Here is a 15,083-nt window from a genome sequence, read left to right as displayed (position 1 = left end):
GTGGCGTTCGTTTTTTCAGCTCAGGCGCCGCATGGCTCGCCACATTCGCGGCGGCGGGCGGTCGCCCTTGCCAGCTGGGTTGGAACAGATGAACAAGAACCTCCGCACGGTCTGGATACTGGTCGGCGCCTTCGTGGCGATGGTCGGCCTGGCCTATGCGTCGGTTCCGCTCTACCGCGCCTTCTGCTCGGCCACCGGCTTCAACGGCGAGGCCCGCCGGGCGCGCGAAGCGCCGCGCTATGCCGTCAACAAGGTCATGCGCGTCCATTTCGACGTCAACACGCCCAACATCCCGTGGAAATTCAAGCCGGCGGTGCCGTATCTCGATACCCAGGTCGGCAAGACCAAGCTGGTGACCTTTACCGTTACCAACATGGCCGACCATCCAATCACGGGACGCGCCAGCTTCAACGTCCTGCCCGACACCATGGGCGCCTATTTCATGAAGCTGCAGTGCTTCTGTTTCCAGGATCAGACGCTGAAACCCGGGGAAAGCCGCGACTTCCAGGTCGTCTATTTCCTCGATCCGAAACTGATGAAGGATGACGACACAAAGGGCATTGGCGACGTCACCTTGTCCTATACTTTTTTTGAATCCAAAGGCGGCGGAAAATCCGGCACATGATCGGGCGGGCTCCATTGTCTTTAACGGGAAATTGGCATAAACGGGATTCCTGTTATGCCCATGGCAAAAGCCAGGCGGGGACGTTCGCGTCTCTAAAGCGTGGCCAATAAATAGGTGAGCGAAATACGACATGTCCCAGCACGGCGTTAAGCACGACTACCACATCATCGACCCCAGCCCGTGGCCCCTGATGGGATCGGCTTCGGCTGTCGCATGGGCGCTCGGCCTCGTCGCCGCCCTGCGCGGTATCCTCGGCATCCACAAGGGTGACTGGTGGCTGTTCTGGGTCGGCATCGCCGGCATCCTGCTGACCATGGTCTTCTGGTGGCTGGACGTCATCAAGGAAAGCCGCCGCGGCGACCATACGCCCGTCGTGCAGCTTGGCCTGCGCTACGGCATGATCATGTTCATCGCGTCCGAAGTCATGTTCTTCGTCGCCTGGTTCTGGATCTTCTTCGAAATGGCCCTGTTCCACGGCCACCGTTCAGGCGCAGCCTCGGCGATCGACGAAGTCAAGACGGCCTGGTCGACCTGGCCGCCGGAAGGCGTCGAAACCCTCGACCCGTGGCAGCTGCCGCTGGTCAACACCCTGCTGCTGCTGACCTCGGGCACGACCGTTACCTGGGCGCACCACGCGCTGCAGGACGGCGACCGCAAGGGCGCCATCTGGGGCCTGGTCCTGACCATCATCCTCGGCGCGCTGTTCACCTGCGTCCAGGCCAACGAATATATGGAAGTCATCAAGGAACACCGCTTCCACTTCTTCCTGCTGCCGGACGCCGCCGGCGCCACGGGTGCGGCCAACCTCTACGGCTCGTCCTTCTTCATGGCCACGGGCTTCCACGGCTTCCACGTCCTGGTCGGCACCATCTTCCTGGCCGTGTGCCTGATCCGCGCCCTGGCCGGCCAGTTCACGCCGAAGAAGCACTTCGGCTTCGAAGCGGCCGCGTGGTACTGGCACTTCGTCGACGTGGTCTGGCTGTTCCTGTTCGCCTTCATCTACGTCATCTTCGGCGGCGCGCACTGATGAGCGACGGCGCCTCCGGCCGCGGCACCGATTTCGTCGCGGCCGTCCTGGGGCGCTGTCCCGCCTGCGGCAAGGGCAAGCTGTTCAAATCCTACCTCAAGGTCGCGGATGCCTGTGCTATCTGCGGCGTGAATTTCAAGGCGGCGGAGACCGGTGACGGTCCCGTCGTCTTTGTGCTTCTGATCGCCGGTTTCATCGCCTGCACGGGGCTGCTGGTCAGCGTCCTGGCCTGGGACTGGCCGGTATGGAAGCTGCTCAGCGTCTGGCCGGCCCTGGCGGTGGCCTTGAGCCTCGTCTTGATGCCGATGCTCAAGGGCGTCATGGTGGCGTCGCAGCTCAGGCACCGGGTTCGCGACTGATGCGGATGGGCGACTATTTCAAGGCCGCGCCGGGGCTGCTGATCAGCGCCCTGATTGCCTTTATCCTGCTGAACGGGCTCGGCATCTGGCAGCTCTGCCGCTTGCAGTGGAAAGAACAGCTGATCGCCGACATGGCGCGCACCGAGGCCATGCCGCCGCTGCCGGCGGCGGCCCTGTTGGCCGAGGCCAAGCCGCAATGGCGCTCGGCCGTCCTGCCGACGTGCCAAGCCGACCTGGGCCGCGCGCTCTACATGCATAGCGAAGTCGACGGCGTGCCGGGCTATCGCGCCCTGGTCGCCTGTCCGACGGGCGCGGGCAGCGACATGCTGGTCGATCTCGGTTTTACCAAGGAAAAAAAGCCGGCCCAGTCCGTCTTCGGCTTCGTCCCCGTCGGCCGTCTGCGGCCGGCCGACAAGCCCAGCGTCTTCGCGCCCGTCAACAATCCGGCGGCCAATGATTGGTATACGCGATCAACTCTTGAGATGGGCAAGGCGCTTGGCTATGCACTGCGCCCCGACTACTTCCTGGTGCTCGACCTCAAGGCCTCGCACCTCGATGACGCGGGCCTCCAGCAAGGGCCGCTGACCGCCCCCCTGACCAATCGCCACCTCGAATACGCCCTGACCTGGTTCAGCATGGCCTGGATCATGGCGGGCATCGTCTTCGTCATGGTCCGCCAGCGCATGGCCCCCAAAATCAACGCTTGAGTCCGATGCGCGAACCCCTGCTTCCCGACCAGACCCTGATCCGCTTCGACAACGGCCTGCGCCTGCTGGTCGATCCCATGCCGGGCGTGAAGACCTTTGCGCTCAACGCCCTGGTCCACGGCGGCACCCGCTTCGAAACCGATGTCCAGGGCGGCTGGGCGCATCTGCTCGAACATATGGTGTTCAAGGGCGCCGGCGCCCGCGACGCCCGCACGCTGGCCGAAGCCATCGAGCACAAGGGCGGGACGATCAACGCCTCGACCGGCTACGAACATACGCGTTTCGAGGTGCGGGGGCTGAAGGCCCTGCTGCCCCTGGCGCTCGAGATCGTCACCGACCTGATGTTCCGCGCCACGCTGGACGGCGAAGAGCTGAAGCGCGAGAAAAAGGTGGTCGAGCAGGAGATCAACGAAGCCTTCGACACGCCCGACGATCACGTCTTCGACCTGTTGCAAGAGGCCATGTTCGAAAACCAGGCGCTGGGCCGGCCGATCCTGGGGACGCGCCAGTCGCTGAAGGAAGCCGACACCGGCCTGCTGCGCGATTTCGCCGGCCGGCTTTATGCGCCGCACCGCATCGTCATCTGCGTATCGGGCGGCGTGACGGTCGAAGAGGTTCTGGCGGTGGCCAGGCCGCTGATCGACAGCGTCGCGCCGCGCGAAGGGTTTGGAGAGCCCGAGCGCCTGCTGTTTACCCCCGGCCAGCGCCTGCAGCGCCGCCGCATCGAACAGGCCAATATGGCGTTCGGGTTCGACGCGCTCAGCCGCTACAACGACGATATCATTCCGCTGCGCCTGTTCAGCGAAATCCTCGGCGGCGGCATGGCGTCGCGCCTGTTCCAGGAGGCGCGCGAGGAGCGGGGACTGGCGTACACGATTGATTCCTGGTGCACGCCCTATCGCGACGGCGGCGTCTTCGGCGTCTATGCCGGCTGCGCCGCCGGCGACGTGCAGCAGTTGTCGGAACTGATCCTGCGCGTGCTTGGCGATCTTGCCGGCGATCCGTCGCAGCGTGAGCTGGAACGCGCCCGCGCCCAGTTCCAGACGACCCTGTTCCTCAATCACGAGAATGCCGCTTCGCGCGCCGCCACCTTTGCCAGCCAGGTTTCGACCTTCGGCAAGGTGTTCACCCTCGATGAGGTCGAGGCCGAAATCGCCAGGGTCGGCCGCGACGACCTTCACCGTGTCGGCCAGGCCCTGGCTGTGCAGCCGCAGCGCGCGCGGGCGCTGCTGGGGCCGCCATCGCTTGCAAAAACGGCAGCCTGATGTTTTGCGATTGCGAGATATAACGCGGTTCGGCCTGTTTTTTTAGGACGTGTGTAACGAAATCACGGTTAACATTCACCTTGAAAATTGAGGTGGCATGTATGACCGATCTTAACCTGTTCGGCTGGAAAATGGGCGGAACGACTGGAAAATCGGGAGAGGCGATCCTGAAGGACGCGATCGACAACGGCCGGCCCAACCTCGATGCCCGCCAGGCCCTCATGGCCGCGCTTAAGGCGGCGGATTGCCTGGTGTGGTCGTACGACATGGAACAACGCCTGTTCGAATTCCGTGGCGATCTGAAAAACCTCGGCCTGCCGGCGCTGTGGAACCGTGTCTTTATCGACGATCTTGCGCCGGTGTTCGAAGCGGGCGAATGCGAGCGTCTTGAAGCCGTGCTGAAATCGCTCGACGTGCATACCGGCCGCGAGGCCCAGGACCACGTGCAGTGCCTGCTGCGCCTGAAGGACCATCGCCTCGTCTATTTCAAGGGGGCGCGCTCGGGCAAGGCGCACATTGTCGGCACGTGCACGGATCTGTCGCGCGACCTGTATCTGCAAAGATCTGAGGGCGGCCAGGGGCTGCCGCTTCAGGACATCAATACCGATCCGCTGACCGGCCTTTGCAACCGCACGGGCTTTCTGCTGGCGGCGCGGGCGCTGCTGGCGAAGGACGGTGACTACGACCTGGTGGTCGCCGATCTCAACCGCTTCCGGCGGCTGAACGAGGCTCTGGGCCATGACCGCGCCGACATGGTGCTGGCGCTGCTGGCCGGACGCCTGCGCGATGCGTTCGGCGAGGCCGCGGTGCTGGCGCGCCTGGGCGAAGACGAGTTCGCCGTCCTGACGCAACGCGGCTTTCCGCGCGTGTCGGAACGGATGCGCGGTGCGCTGGAACGCAGCCTGTCCGTGGCGGGCTTCGACATCCACCCGACCTTCTCCATGGGCGCCGTATCGATCGAAGGCGGGGCAGGGGCGCTGGACAGCGCCGAACTGCTTCGCCGCGCCGAAATGGCGGTCGAAGCCGCCAAGTCCAAGGGGGCCGGCGGCGTTGCGTCCTACAAGCGCGACCTGGAAAGCGACGGCCTGACCCGGCTGGCGCTCGAGGCCGAACTGCGCAAGGCCTTTATCAGCGGCGAGATCCACGCCTGGTTCCAGCCGATCATCAATCTCGATACCGGCGTCATCACCGGCTTCGAAGCCCTGGCGCGCTGGGTTCATCCAGTGCGCGGCGTGATCCCGCCCGATCATTTTCTGGGCGCGGCGCGTGACCTGGGACTGATGAGCGACCTTGGCACCATCATCATGACGGCGTCCGTGCGCATGCTGAAGAAGTGGATGACGGCTTATGACCTGCCGCAAGGCTTCTTCATCAGCGTCAACCTGTCGGCGCCGGAAATCGAGCGCCCGAACCTGATCGACGATGTGTCACGCCTGATCCGCGACAACGGCCTGCCGAACGGTGCGCTCAAACTGGAAGTGACCGAAAGCGACGTCATGCACGACCCAGTGGCTGCCGCGCGCGTGCTGGACGCCTTGCGTGACGCCGGCGCCGCTGTCGCGCTCGACGACTTTGGCACGGGCTTCTCGTCGTTGAGCTACCTCGCCAAGCTGCCCTTCGATACGCTGAAGGTCGACAGAAGCTTCGTCCTGACCATGCGCGATGAGGCGTCGTCGGAAAAGATCGTCCGCGCCATCCTGACGCTCGGCCGCGATATGGGGCTGGACGTCGTGGCGGAAGGTGTCGAAGACCAGGGACTGGCGGACCGCCTCGCGGAACTGGGCTGTCACATGGGGCAGGGGTACGGTTTCGCCAAGCCGTTGAAAGCGCCGGATGCCGAGGCCTTTCTTGCGGCTTCGCTGAAACAGGCTAAAGCCGCCTAAGCGCGACCCGCGGTCCCGGACAGATGCCCGGCCTCGATGCCGAGGCTCGACAGCGCGCGCGCCCACAGATTGTCGTAGCCGTTGCGAAACAACAGGTCGTAGCTGGCCGGCGCCACGATCCAGATGTTCTGCGCCAGCTCGTTTTCCAGTTGCCCCGGCCCCCAGCCGGCATAGCCCAGCGCGATGATGGCGTGCTGCGGACCCGATCCGCGCGCCATGTCGGTCAGGATGTCGCGCGACGCCGTCAGGCCGACGCCCTCGTCGATACTGTCGTCGCCGGTGCCGTAGGGCGCTATGGGCAGGGTCGCGTCATGCAGGCGATAGTCGAGGCTGTGCAGCACGAAGCCGCGGTCGTTCTGCACGGGGCCGCCGCGGAAAATCTTGCGGCCCGACATGATGCGGTCGTGCGTGGCTTCGCCCGAGGGAATGTTCAATTCGCGCAGCATGACGCCGAAATTGAGCCCGTCGATCGGCTGGTTGAGCACCAGGCCCATGCCGTGCAGTTCATCGTGCCGGCACATATAGATGACGCTGTGGGCAAAGGTGGATTCGGTCACGCCCGGCATGGCGATCAGCAGGCTGCCCTGGAATGAGAGGTGGCCGTCTCCGGGCAGCGGCTGTTCCAGTTGCGACACGGTTCCATCGGTTCCGTAGATCATGCGCGATCCCTTCAGCTCTGGCTTTCGGCTCTGCGCCATTGGACGCGCTTTTTCGCTTGGCCGGCGTTTACTGTACCCTATATATGCAAGGCTGTCGCGGGCGCAAAATTTGGCTGTGAGTCTTTGTATTCCGTATGGAATCTTGATCCGGCCATGACGCAACTGCTCCGCGAGTCCCTTGAATTTTCCCTGTAACGGAGCCTCCAATGACGCTGAAAACCGGCGATGCCATCCCCGACCTGACTCTGACCGTGGTCGGTGAAGACGGTCCCAAGTCCGTGCCTTCCAAGGAATTCTTCGGCGGTAAGACGGTCGTACTGTTCGCCGTTCCGGGCGCCTTTACCCCGACCTGCTCGGCGCGCCATTTGCCGGGTTTCAAGGATCACACGGCTGACTTTTCGGCCAAGGGTGTCGACGTCGTCGCCTGTACCGCGGTCAATGATTATTTCGTCATGAAGGCCTGGGCCAAGGATCAGGGCATCGCAAGCGAAGTCGTGATGCTGGCCGACGGCAATGCCGACTTTGCGCGCGCCATGGGCCTGGTGCTGGACGGTTCGGGCTTCGGCATGGGGCCGCGCTCGCAACGCTACGCCTCGGTCATCAAGAATGGCGTCATCGACAAGCTGTTCGTCGAGGACAAGGGCGAGTTCAAGGTGTCGAGCGCCGAATACGTGCTGGAACACCTGTAAGTCCGGCTTCAGGCCAAAGGAAAAGCCGGGCCCGCAAGGACCCGGCTTTTTTTTTGGTTTTTCAAAGGCTTTAGAAAAGCTCGTCTTCCAGCGCCATCAAGGCTTCGGCGCCACCCTTCATCTTGGCGAGGTGGGCGTCGGCATCCGGCAGGATGCGTTCCAGGAAGACGCGGCCGACCTTGAGCTTCGAGGCAAAGAACGGATCGGTCGAGCCGTTGTCGATCTCTTCCTGCGCGGCCTTGGCCATCATGGCCCACATATAGCTCATGCAGGTCAGGCCGAAGACGTGGAGGTAGTCGAGCGAGCCGGCGGCGGCGTTGTCGGGATTGCCCATGCCGTTCTGCATCAGCCACATGGTGCCGTCCATCAGCTTGGCCTTGGTCTCCTTCAGCGCCTTGATATAGGCCGGGACCTTGGTGGTGGCTTCCTCGGCGGCGACATAGGCGTCGACCTCGCCCAGGAAGGTTTGCAGGGCGCGGCCGCCCTTAGACGGCAACTTGCGGCCGACCAGGTCGAGCGCCTGGACGCCGTTGGTGCCTTCGTAGATCATAGTGATGCGGACGTCGCGCATGTACTGCGAGGCGGGGAAGTGTTCGGTAAAGCCGGAACCGCCGTGGACTTGCATGGCGTCGGATGTGACCTTAAGGCCCTTGTCGGTCAGGTAGGCCTTAATCACGGGTGTCAAAAGACCCATGTAGTCGCTTGCTTTTTCGCGATCTTTTTCGTCTTCGGCAATATGCTGGAAGTCGGCTTGCAGCCCGCCCCACAGCAGGAAGGCGCGGCCGCCTTCGATCAAGGCGCGGCTTTCCAGCAGCATGCGGCGGACGTCGGGGTGGACCAGGATCGAATCGGCCGGGCCGTTCGGATTCTTGGGGCCGGTAAGCGCCCGGCCCTGCAGGCGGTCCTTGGCGAATTCGGCGGCGGCGACATAGGCGGCGTGGCCGATCGCAAGGCCTTGCAGGCCGACGCCGTAGCGGGCGGCGTTCATCATGTAAAACATGATCTTCAGGCCTTCGTTGGGCTGGCCCAGCAGGAAGCCCTTTGCGTCTTCGTAGACCATGACGCAGGTCGAATTGCCGTGGATGCCCATCTTGTGTTCCAGGCCGGCGCATTGCAGCGAATTGCGCTCGCCGGGATTGCCATCGGCGTCCGGCAGGAATTTCGGCACCAGGAAGAGCGAGATGCCCTTGACGCCTTCCGGAGCGCCTTCGATGCGCGCCAGGACCAGGTGGCAGATATTGCCGGTGAAGTCGTGTTCGCCGGCCGAGATCCAGATCTTCTGGCCCGAGATATGATAGCTGCCGTCGGCTTGCGGCACGGCTTTCGAACGCAGCAGGCCGAGGTCGGTGCCGCAGTGCGGCTCGGTCAGGTTCATCGTGCCCGACCATTCGCCTGAGATCAGTTTGGGCAGGTACAGCGCCTTCATGTCGTCGGTGCCGCCGGCGGTCAGGGCCGAGATGGCGCCTTCGGTCAGGCCGGGATACATGCCGAAGGCCGACGAGGCGCCCGACAGCATTTCCGAGAAAGCCGTGTTGACGAAGTGGGGCAGGCCCTGGCCGCCGTATTCAGGATCGTTGCTGAGTGCGGTCCAGCCCGCCTCGGTCAACGCCTTGTAGGCCTCTTTGTAGCCCTTGGGCGCGGTCACCGTGTGGTCGGGATTGAGGACGCAGCCCTCCTGGTCGCCTGGATGGTTCAGCGGCGCCACGACCTCTTCGGTGAACTTGGCCGCTTCTTCCAGGATGGCCATTACGGTCGCGCTGTCGGCGTCGGCAAAGCCCTTGAGGTTGGAATACTGATCGGTGCGGAAGACGTTTTCGATCAGGAACTGATAGTCGCGGACCGGGGCCTTGTAGGTCATGGTAATCCCTGTAGTGGATAGGTGGCTTTAAGATTTTTCGTTGGCGTTTTGCGCTTCTACGATATCGATCTGGCCTTCCAGCCAGGTGCAGCCGTCGACCATGTCCTGAATGGCGGCGTCGATGTCCTCGCGCTGGCGCTTCAGGGTGTCGATCTGCTTGCGGTACTTGACCAGGGTTGCCTTCATCTGCGACGCGCCATGGTCCTTGGGCGTATAGAGATCGAGGATTTCGTGGATTTCGATCAGCGAGAAGCCGAGGCGTTTGCCGCGCAGGATCAGTTGCAGGCGGGCGCGGTCGCGGGCGCTGTACAGCCGCGTCTGGCCCTTGCGTTCCGGCGAGATCAGGCCCTTGTCTTCATAGAAGCGCAAGGCCCGCGCCGTGACGTCGAATTCCTTCGACAACTGGCGGATCGAAAAGGTGCGATGGTTGTCCTTGTGGCCATCCTTGTGGGCGTTGTCCTTGGTGATGAGTTCCATGTGTCCCGACACTCGTAGTTTACATTGACGTAAACGTAAAGTGATTTCAGATAACGGTCAAGCGATAAGTTGCCGCTAGGGGAAGTTTGTGGCCGGTTGACGCACCGGACCCCGCAGCTTAAAGCCACTCCACCATTTTTCAGTTGAGAAAGCCTTATTTGATGTCTTCGCTTGCCACCCTGGCTTACGCCGGCCGCGCCTGGCCGTTCGAACAGGCCCGCGCATTGATCGCGCGCCTGGTCAAATCGCGTGTGCAGGACCAGGCGGACCAGAAACAGGCCTTGAGCCTGATCGAGGCGGGCAAGACCGACGAGGCCCTGAAGGCGTTCGAGGGCCTGGACCGTCCGGTGATCTTCGAGACGGGCTACGGGCCGTCGGGGCTGCCGCACATCGGCACCTTCGGCGAAGTGGCGCGCACGACCATGGTGCGCCAGGCGTTCGAGGCGATGACGGGTTCGGCGTGGCAGACGCGCCTGATCTGTTTCTCGGACGACATGGACGGCCTGCGCAAGGTGCCGGAAGGCATTCCGAATTCGGAGATTTTGCGCGAGGACCTCTATAAGCCGCTGACCGTGGTGCGCGATCCGTTCGGTGAGTATCCGAGCTTTGGCGCGCACAACAATGCGCGCCTTAAGAAATTCCTCGATAGCTTTGGATTTACGTATGAATTCCTGTCGTCAACCGAGTGCTACAAGAGCGGTGTCTTCGACCAGACGCTGCTGACAGCGCTCGATCGCTTCGACAAGATCCAGGGCGTCATGCTGCCGACGCTGGGGCCCGACCGCCGCGCGACCTATTCGCCCTTCCTGCCGGTGTCGCCGAAGAGCGGTCACGTGCTTCAGGTGCCGACGCTGGAGCGCAACGTGGCCCAGGGGACGATCGTCTTCGAGGAGGACGGCGAGCGTTTCGAGGTGCCGGTGACCGGCGGTCACGTCAAGATGCAGTGGAAGCCCGACTGGGCGATGCGCTGGGCGGCTTTGGGCGTCGATTACGAGATGGCCGGCAAGGATCTGATCGACTCGGTCAAGGTGTCGTCGCAGGTGTGCAAGATCCTGGGCGGCGTGCCGCCGGAGGGCTTCAATTACGAGCTCTTCCTCGATGAGCAGGGCCAGAAGATCTCCAAGTCGAAAGGCAATGGCCTGACCATGGAGGACTGGCTGCGCTACGGCGCGCCGGAAAGCCTGGCCTACTACATGTTCCAGTCGCCGAAGTCGGCCAAGAAGCTGTATTTCGACGTCATTCCGCGGGCGACGGACGAGTTCTTCCAGCAACTGGATGCGTTCCCGAAGCAGGAAGAAGCCAAGCAGATCGAGAACCCGGTGTGGTTCGTGCTGCGCGGCCAGACGGCGCTGACGTCGCCGCCGGTGACGTTCGGCCTGATGTTGAACCTCGTGTCGGCGGCCAATGCGTCGGACAAGGAGACCTTGTGGGGCTTCCTGCGCGCCTATATTCCGGGCGCCACGCCGGAAAGCGAGCCGGTGCTGGATCGTCTGGCGGGCTATGCGCTGAACTATTTCGAGGACTTCGTGAAGCCGTCGAAAGCGTTCCGTCTGCCTGACGATCGCGAAAAGGCGGCCTTCCTCGACCTGATCACGCGGTTCAAGGCGCTGCCGGCCGATACGCGCGACGCCGAGGCGTTGCAAAACATCGTCTTCGAAGTCGGAAAGGTCCATGAATTCGAGCCCTTGCGCGCATGGTTTCAAGCGCTGTATGAGGTTCTGCTGGGCCAGAGCCAGGGGCCGCGCTTCGGTTCGTTCGTGGCGATCTTCGGCCTTGAACGCACCATCGCGCTGCTGGAGCAGGGCGTAGCCGGCGAACTGGTTGCCGCCTAGACACCCGGCATGCAACACGCTACCGTCGGCCTCCGTCAGCGATGGAGGTCGGCATGTTGCGTGCGCTTGCGTTGAGTCTGGCTCTTGTTCCCGCCGCGTCCCTGGCGGCGCCCCTTCCGAAACCGGCGGCGATAGACGCGCGGGTCGCGGCCCTGATGGCCGGGACGCACGCCAACGGCATGGCCATAGCCGTCATCGACAAGGGCAAGGTCGCCTATGTTCAGGCCTACGGTATCCGCGACGCCAAGGGCGATCCGCTGACCACAGACACGGTCATGTATGGCGCCTCCCTGACGAAGACCGTGTTCGCCTATACGGTCCTGCACCTGGTCGACCAGGGCAAAATCAATCTTGATACGCCGATCAAGGACGACCTCGACAGGCCGCTGGTCGAATACGACACCAACGCCATCTATCCCGACAAATACGGCCCCTACAAAGACCTGGCCGGTGACGAGCGCTGGAAGACGATCACGCCGCGCATGGTGCTGACCCATTCGACCGGCTTCGCCAATTTCTGGTGGATCGAGCCCGACCAGAAACTGCACATCCACTTCACGCCCGGCACGCGTTACGCCTATGCGGGCGAGGGCATGATCCTGCTACAATTCGCCATCGACCAGGGCCGCAAGGACAAGGGGCTGGGCATCGATGTCGGCCAGCTGGCGCAGAACACGGTGTTCACGCCGCTCGGCATGACGCGCACCTCGCTGATGTGGCGGGCCGACTTCCGCCCGAACCTGGCCGATGGCTGGAATGACAAGGGCGAGCCGCAGGACCACGATGAACGTTCCAAGGTCCGCGCTGCCGGCTCGATGGACACGACGATCAACGATTTATCGAAGTTCGCCGCGGCCCTTGTTTCAGGGCAGGGCCTTACACCCAAGTCCCGCGCCGAGATGACGAAACCGCAACTGCACATCACGACGCGTACGCAGTTTCCATCCTTCCAGGCCGAACTGCCGCCCGAACAACAACGCAAGGATCTGGCCGCCGGCCTGGGCGTCGTCGTGTTCGACGGGCCGCAAGGCCACGGCTTCTTCAAGGGCGGCCACGACGGCCAGACCGCCAATACCCTGGTCTGCCTGGAGACGAGTCAACGTTGCGTATTGATCCTGTCGAACGATGTCCGCTCCGAAGCGGGTTTCGCCGACCTGGTCAAATTCGTGCTCGGCGACACCGGCGTGCCCTACGACTGGGAATACGGCGATAGGGCCGGCACGTCTTAATCCCGCGATGCCACAAGGAAATGCGCCTGAAGCGTCGCGATCGGCTCGCCGCGCAGGTCCTGCCAGGCCTGGACCTCGACATTGGCCACGGTTTTCCCGACGCGGTTGACGATGGCGCGGGCGAAGGTTTCGACCGGCTTGCCGGAGCGCAGGTACTGCACGCTGACATCGATCGGCTTCGGCAAATGGCCGATCTTTTCGCTCAGCGCCAGTTGCGCCATGGCGGTGATCTCCATGAAGGCGCCGATGACGCCGCCGTGCAGCGCCGGGATCATCGGATTGCCGATCAGGTGCGGGGCATAGGGCAGGTGGGCGGTCAGCTCGTCGCCAGCCAGGGCCAGCTTCACGCCTAGGAAACGTGCGAACGGCATGTCGTGCAACACGGCGTCCGGGCTGGCGGGCGCGATGGGATGGAGCGGTGCGGGTTCGATGTCCTGGGTCATTGGGCGGAGGCCTTCAGGCTGGGCGAGGCGATGATAAAGGCCGACTGCGCGGCCGCCACCGGATCGTCCGGACTGTCTTCGTAGGCGAAGCCGCGCACGAAACCGATCGACCGCGTCAGCTTGTAGCATTTGGCCGTTACCAGCAGGTCGCGGTGCGGCACCGCCGCGCGCATATAGTCGATGCGCAGGTCGAGCGTGGCGATCGGCTTGAATTCGTTGACCAGGTCCCAAACAGCCATGCCGCAGCCATTGTCGAGCAGGGCGGTGACGACGCCCGACGCAATGATGCCGGTTTCGACATCGCCGACCAGATCCTCGCGCCACGGCAGGCGCAGGGTGACGCCGTCCGCATCGGCGCCGTCGAAACTGACGCCGATGGCCTTCATGTAGGGGGTGTTTTCGACGATGGTGCCGAACATGGCGGAAAAGGCTGGCTTGTCCATGGCGGTGGTCCCTTTAGTCGCTCGCGGCGATTTTGGGCGATCTTTACGTTCGCGTCAAATATATCGCGCATAAAAAACTTGCCAAAGCGGCGGGAAGCGCCTTTTTACAGAGGATCGTTTCTTTTGCTTGTAAGGCCATTCCCATGTCCGCGTCCCTGGACCATGTTCCCGCCGCCCGTTCCGCGCTTGTCCTGTTTTCGGGCGGACAGGATTCCGCGACATGCCTCGCCTGGGCGCTGACGCAGTTCGACCGCGTCGAGACGGTCGGCTTCGACTATGGTCAAAGACATGCCATCGAGATGCAGGCGCGCATGACGGTGCTCGACCGCTTCCGTGACGTCTATGCGCCGGCCAGGACGAAGCTGGGCGAAGACCATGTTTGCGACATGCGCGGCTTCGGCGCCGTCGCCGAATCGGCCCTGACGCGCGAAACCGCCATTGTCATGACCGAGCGCGGCCTGCCGTCGTCCTTCGTGCCGGGCCGCAATCTCGTTTTCTTCGTCTACGCTGCTGCCGTCGCCGACCGCCGCGGCATCGACCACCTGGTCGGCGGCATGTGCGAAACCGACTTTTCCGGCTATCCCGACTGCCGCAACGATACGCTGAAGTCGATGGAGCAGACCCTGCGCCTGGGCGTCGAACGCCCGTTCGTCATCGACACGCCCTTGATGTATATCGACAAGGCCCAGACCTGGGCCATGGCCGACGACCTGGGCGGACAGGACCTGATCGATCTGATCCTTGAGGAAACCCATACCTGTTACCTGGGCGAACGCGGCAATCGCCATCCCTGGGGCCACGGCTGCGGCGAATGCCCGGCCTGCGCGCTGCGCAAAACCGGCTTCGAGCATTTTCTCGAAATGAAACAGCGCCAGCCGGCGGAAAAAAGTTAGTACTGCATTCCATCGTCTTTAATGCCGTATGCATTTAAAAGCTCGAACGATATTTGGCGCATCATTGCTGCGGCCGGTGATATTCTGATTTCCAAAGAACCGTCTTCCGTCGATAGATCGTTGCCGTCGGGGCGTTCGGCAATGAAATAAACTCCAACTGATTCAACACTTTGAAGTAATTCAATTTCTTCATGTTCATTTAAATCAAAATGTGATCCTCGAGTGTTTCTTACGTCCGTTATAAATTGTCTTCTAGTTAAATTTTTCCTCTCACCAGTTTTTATATTTGGCTTTGAAATATAAATAGGATCTCTATTCCACCATTCGCGAAATTTTAAAACTGTAGTTGGTAGATTTTCGGGTAAAAATAAGGGTAAAAACATTCCATATTGCTCTTCCATATTATGGATTCGCGTCAATATTATCCTTGTCTGTGGTGCTAAATTATTTTCTAATATCGGTAAATTGGGAACCTTAAAATTTTTTGCCCCACGGTGCTTAGTACAAAATTCATTGCCGGAAACGATTTTCACGATCTCGTTTGCCATTGAAAATGCCACACCATATCGTCCGGAATCAAATGCTTCCGTTAACACTTTCAATGTGTCGAGCGAATGATCAAGTGCAGTCTGAGCCTGAAACTCCGATAAACGTTGACGATTGTGAGTTTTGTTTACCATAATATTTTTCGACG

The 15,083-nt window shown here is 62.1% G+C and carries 16 protein-coding genes; 10 read left to right on the top strand and 6 right to left on the bottom strand.

What is annotated here, in order from left to right:
* Positions 1 to 88: 88 nt before the first annotated feature.
* The 6 genes from AB8717_RS13420 to AB8717_RS13395 all read left to right on the top strand — a co-directional run bounded on the left by AB8717_RS13420 (position 89) and on the right by AB8717_RS13395 (position 5,866).
* A complete protein-coding gene (locus AB8717_RS13420) occupies positions 89 to 625 on the top strand; it encodes a cytochrome c oxidase assembly protein (RefSeq protein WP_443747833.1) in 537 nt (178 codons plus the stop codon).
* A gap of 130 nt (positions 626 to 755) precedes the next feature.
* The gene (locus AB8717_RS13415; RefSeq protein WP_443747832.1) at positions 756 to 1,652 is read left to right on the top strand and encodes a cytochrome c oxidase subunit 3; all 897 of its coding nucleotides are present in this window, start codon (positions 756 to 758) and stop codon (positions 1,650 to 1,652) included.
* Complete coding sequence (locus AB8717_RS13410; protein ID WP_443747831.1) at positions 1,652 to 2,011, top strand: DUF983 domain-containing protein; 360 nt, start codon at positions 1,652 to 1,654, stop codon at positions 2,009 to 2,011. The genes AB8717_RS13415 and AB8717_RS13410 overlap by 1 nt, the downstream gene beginning before the upstream one ends.
* Positions 2,011 to 2,718 carry an SURF1 family protein gene (locus tag AB8717_RS13405; protein ID WP_443747830.1) on the top strand — a complete coding sequence of 236 codons (708 nt, stop codon included), beginning with the start codon at positions 2,011 to 2,013 and terminating at the stop codon, positions 2,716 to 2,718. The genes AB8717_RS13410 and AB8717_RS13405 overlap by 1 nt, the downstream gene beginning before the upstream one ends.
* Before the next feature lie 5 nt (positions 2,719 to 2,723).
* The gene (locus AB8717_RS13400; RefSeq protein ID WP_443747829.1) at positions 2,724 to 3,983 is read left to right on the top strand and encodes a M16 family metallopeptidase; all 1,260 of its coding nucleotides are present in this window, start codon (positions 2,724 to 2,726) and stop codon (positions 3,981 to 3,983) included.
* Between the two features lie 101 nt (positions 3,984 to 4,084).
* Positions 4,085 to 5,866 (top strand): putative bifunctional diguanylate cyclase/phosphodiesterase, encoded by a 1,782-nt coding sequence (locus AB8717_RS13395; RefSeq protein ID WP_443747828.1) that lies wholly within the window; start codon positions 4,085 to 4,087, stop codon positions 5,864 to 5,866.
* Here AB8717_RS13395 and AB8717_RS13390 read toward each other — a convergent pair.
* Positions 5,863 to 6,525, bottom strand: a complete 663-nt coding sequence (locus tag AB8717_RS13390; protein WP_443747827.1) for a YqgE/AlgH family protein — start codon at positions 6,523 to 6,525, stop codon at positions 5,863 to 5,865. The genes AB8717_RS13395 and AB8717_RS13390 overlap by 4 nt on opposite strands.
* Before the next feature lie 206 nt (positions 6,526 to 6,731).
* Here AB8717_RS13390 and AB8717_RS13385 point away from each other — a divergent pair, with 206 nt between their 5' ends.
* Positions 6,732 to 7,214, top strand: a complete 483-nt coding sequence (locus tag AB8717_RS13385; protein ID WP_443747826.1) for a peroxiredoxin — start codon at positions 6,732 to 6,734, stop codon at positions 7,212 to 7,214.
* Positions 7,215 to 7,284: 70 nt separating this feature from the next.
* On the opposite strand, the gene AB8717_RS13380 is transcribed toward AB8717_RS13385, so the two are convergent.
* Positions 7,285 to 9,072, bottom strand: a complete 1,788-nt coding sequence (locus AB8717_RS13380; protein WP_443747825.1) for an acyl-CoA dehydrogenase C-terminal domain-containing protein — start codon at positions 9,070 to 9,072, stop codon at positions 7,285 to 7,287.
* A 27-nt stretch (positions 9,073 to 9,099) separates the two neighbouring features.
* Positions 9,100 to 9,549: a MerR family transcriptional regulator gene (locus tag AB8717_RS13375; RefSeq protein WP_443747824.1), complete on the bottom strand. Its 450-nt coding sequence runs from the start codon at positions 9,547 to 9,549 to the stop codon at positions 9,100 to 9,102.
* 161 nt (positions 9,550 to 9,710) lie between these two features.
* On the opposite strand from AB8717_RS13375, the gene AB8717_RS13370 reads away from it, so the two are divergent.
* Together AB8717_RS13370 and AB8717_RS13365 are read left to right on the top strand one after the other, a co-directional pair.
* Positions 9,711 to 11,381 (top strand): lysine--tRNA ligase, encoded by a 1,671-nt coding sequence (locus tag AB8717_RS13370; RefSeq protein WP_443747823.1) that lies wholly within the window; start codon positions 9,711 to 9,713, stop codon positions 11,379 to 11,381.
* A gap of 53 nt (positions 11,382 to 11,434) precedes the next feature.
* Positions 11,435 to 12,610, top strand: coding sequence for a serine hydrolase domain-containing protein (locus AB8717_RS13365; RefSeq protein ID WP_443747822.1), 1,176 nt, complete (start codon positions 11,435 to 11,437; stop codon positions 12,608 to 12,610).
* Here AB8717_RS13365 and AB8717_RS13360 read toward each other — a convergent pair.
* Both AB8717_RS13360 and AB8717_RS13355 read right to left on the bottom strand, forming a co-directional pair.
* Complete coding sequence (locus AB8717_RS13360) at positions 12,607 to 13,053, bottom strand: PaaI family thioesterase (RefSeq protein ID WP_443747821.1); 447 nt, start codon at positions 13,051 to 13,053, stop codon at positions 12,607 to 12,609. The genes AB8717_RS13365 and AB8717_RS13360 overlap by 4 nt on opposite strands.
* Positions 13,050 to 13,496 (bottom strand): PaaI family thioesterase, encoded by a 447-nt coding sequence (locus AB8717_RS13355; protein WP_443747820.1) that lies wholly within the window; start codon positions 13,494 to 13,496, stop codon positions 13,050 to 13,052. Before AB8717_RS13355 ends, AB8717_RS13360 begins: the two co-directional genes overlap by 4 nt.
* A 143-nt stretch (positions 13,497 to 13,639) precedes the next feature.
* On the opposite strand from AB8717_RS13355, the gene queC reads away from it, so the two are divergent.
* Positions 13,640 to 14,389 (top strand): 7-cyano-7-deazaguanine synthase QueC, encoded by a 750-nt coding sequence (gene queC / locus AB8717_RS13350; RefSeq protein WP_443747819.1) that lies wholly within the window; start codon positions 13,640 to 13,642, stop codon positions 14,387 to 14,389.
* Here the strand turns inward: queC and AB8717_RS13345 are convergent.
* Positions 14,386 to 15,069: a hypothetical protein gene (locus AB8717_RS13345; protein ID WP_443747818.1), complete on the bottom strand. Its 684-nt coding sequence runs from the start codon at positions 15,067 to 15,069 to the stop codon at positions 14,386 to 14,388. The two genes, queC and AB8717_RS13345, sit on opposite strands and share 4 nt — an antisense overlap.
* Positions 15,070 to 15,083 lie beyond the last annotated feature (14 nt).

Source organism: Asticcacaulis solisilvae (genome assembly GCF_052327315.1).
In the GTDB taxonomy this organism is placed as follows: Bacteria; Pseudomonadota; Alphaproteobacteria; order Caulobacterales; family Caulobacteraceae; genus Asticcacaulis; species Asticcacaulis solisilvae_B.
The sequence above is the reverse complement of the archived record's forward strand: the minus strand, read 5'-3'. Positions and strand labels throughout refer to the sequence as shown.

Bases quoted from the DNA above. Each gene is read 5' to 3' on its own strand.
- AB8717_RS13410 (WP_443747831.1), top strand. From the start codon at position 1,652: ATGAGCGACGGCGCCTCCGGCCGCGGCACCGATTTCGTCGCGGCCGTC.
- AB8717_RS13385 (WP_443747826.1), top strand. From the start codon at position 6,732: ATGACGCTGAAAACCGGCGATGCCATCCCCGACCTGACTCTGACCGTG.
- AB8717_RS13400 (WP_443747829.1), top strand. From the start codon at position 2,724: ATGCGCGAACCCCTGCTTCCCGACCAGACCCTGATCCGCTTCGACAAC.
- AB8717_RS13415 (WP_443747832.1), top strand. From the start codon at position 756: ATGTCCCAGCACGGCGTTAAGCACGACTACCACATCATCGACCCCAGC.
- AB8717_RS13395 (WP_443747828.1), top strand. From the start codon at position 4,085: ATGACCGATCTTAACCTGTTCGGCTGGAAAATGGGCGGAACGACTGGA.
- AB8717_RS13405 (WP_443747830.1), top strand. From the start codon at position 2,011: ATGCGGATGGGCGACTATTTCAAGGCCGCGCCGGGGCTGCTGATCAGC.
- AB8717_RS13360 (WP_443747821.1), bottom strand. From the start codon at position 13,053: ATGACCCAGGACATCGAACCCGCACCGCTCCATCCCATCGCGCCCGCC.
- queC (WP_443747819.1), top strand. From the start codon at position 13,640: ATGTCCGCGTCCCTGGACCATGTTCCCGCCGCCCGTTCCGCGCTTGTC.
- AB8717_RS13380 (WP_443747825.1), bottom strand. From the start codon at position 9,072: ATGACCTACAAGGCCCCGGTCCGCGACTATCAGTTCCTGATCGAAAAC.
- AB8717_RS13420 (WP_443747833.1), top strand. From the start codon at position 89: ATGAACAAGAACCTCCGCACGGTCTGGATACTGGTCGGCGCCTTCGTG.
- AB8717_RS13345 (WP_443747818.1), bottom strand. From the start codon at position 15,069: ATGGTAAACAAAACTCACAATCGTCAACGTTTATCGGAGTTTCAGGCT.
- AB8717_RS13390 (WP_443747827.1), bottom strand. From the start codon at position 6,525: ATGATCTACGGAACCGATGGAACCGTGTCGCAACTGGAACAGCCGCTG.
- AB8717_RS13370 (WP_443747823.1), top strand. From the start codon at position 9,711: ATGTCTTCGCTTGCCACCCTGGCTTACGCCGGCCGCGCCTGGCCGTTC.
- AB8717_RS13375 (WP_443747824.1), bottom strand. From the start codon at position 9,549: ATGGAACTCATCACCAAGGACAACGCCCACAAGGATGGCCACAAGGAC.
- AB8717_RS13365 (WP_443747822.1), top strand. From the start codon at position 11,435: ATGTTGCGTGCGCTTGCGTTGAGTCTGGCTCTTGTTCCCGCCGCGTCC.
- AB8717_RS13355 (WP_443747820.1), bottom strand. From the start codon at position 13,496: ATGGACAAGCCAGCCTTTTCCGCCATGTTCGGCACCATCGTCGAAAAC.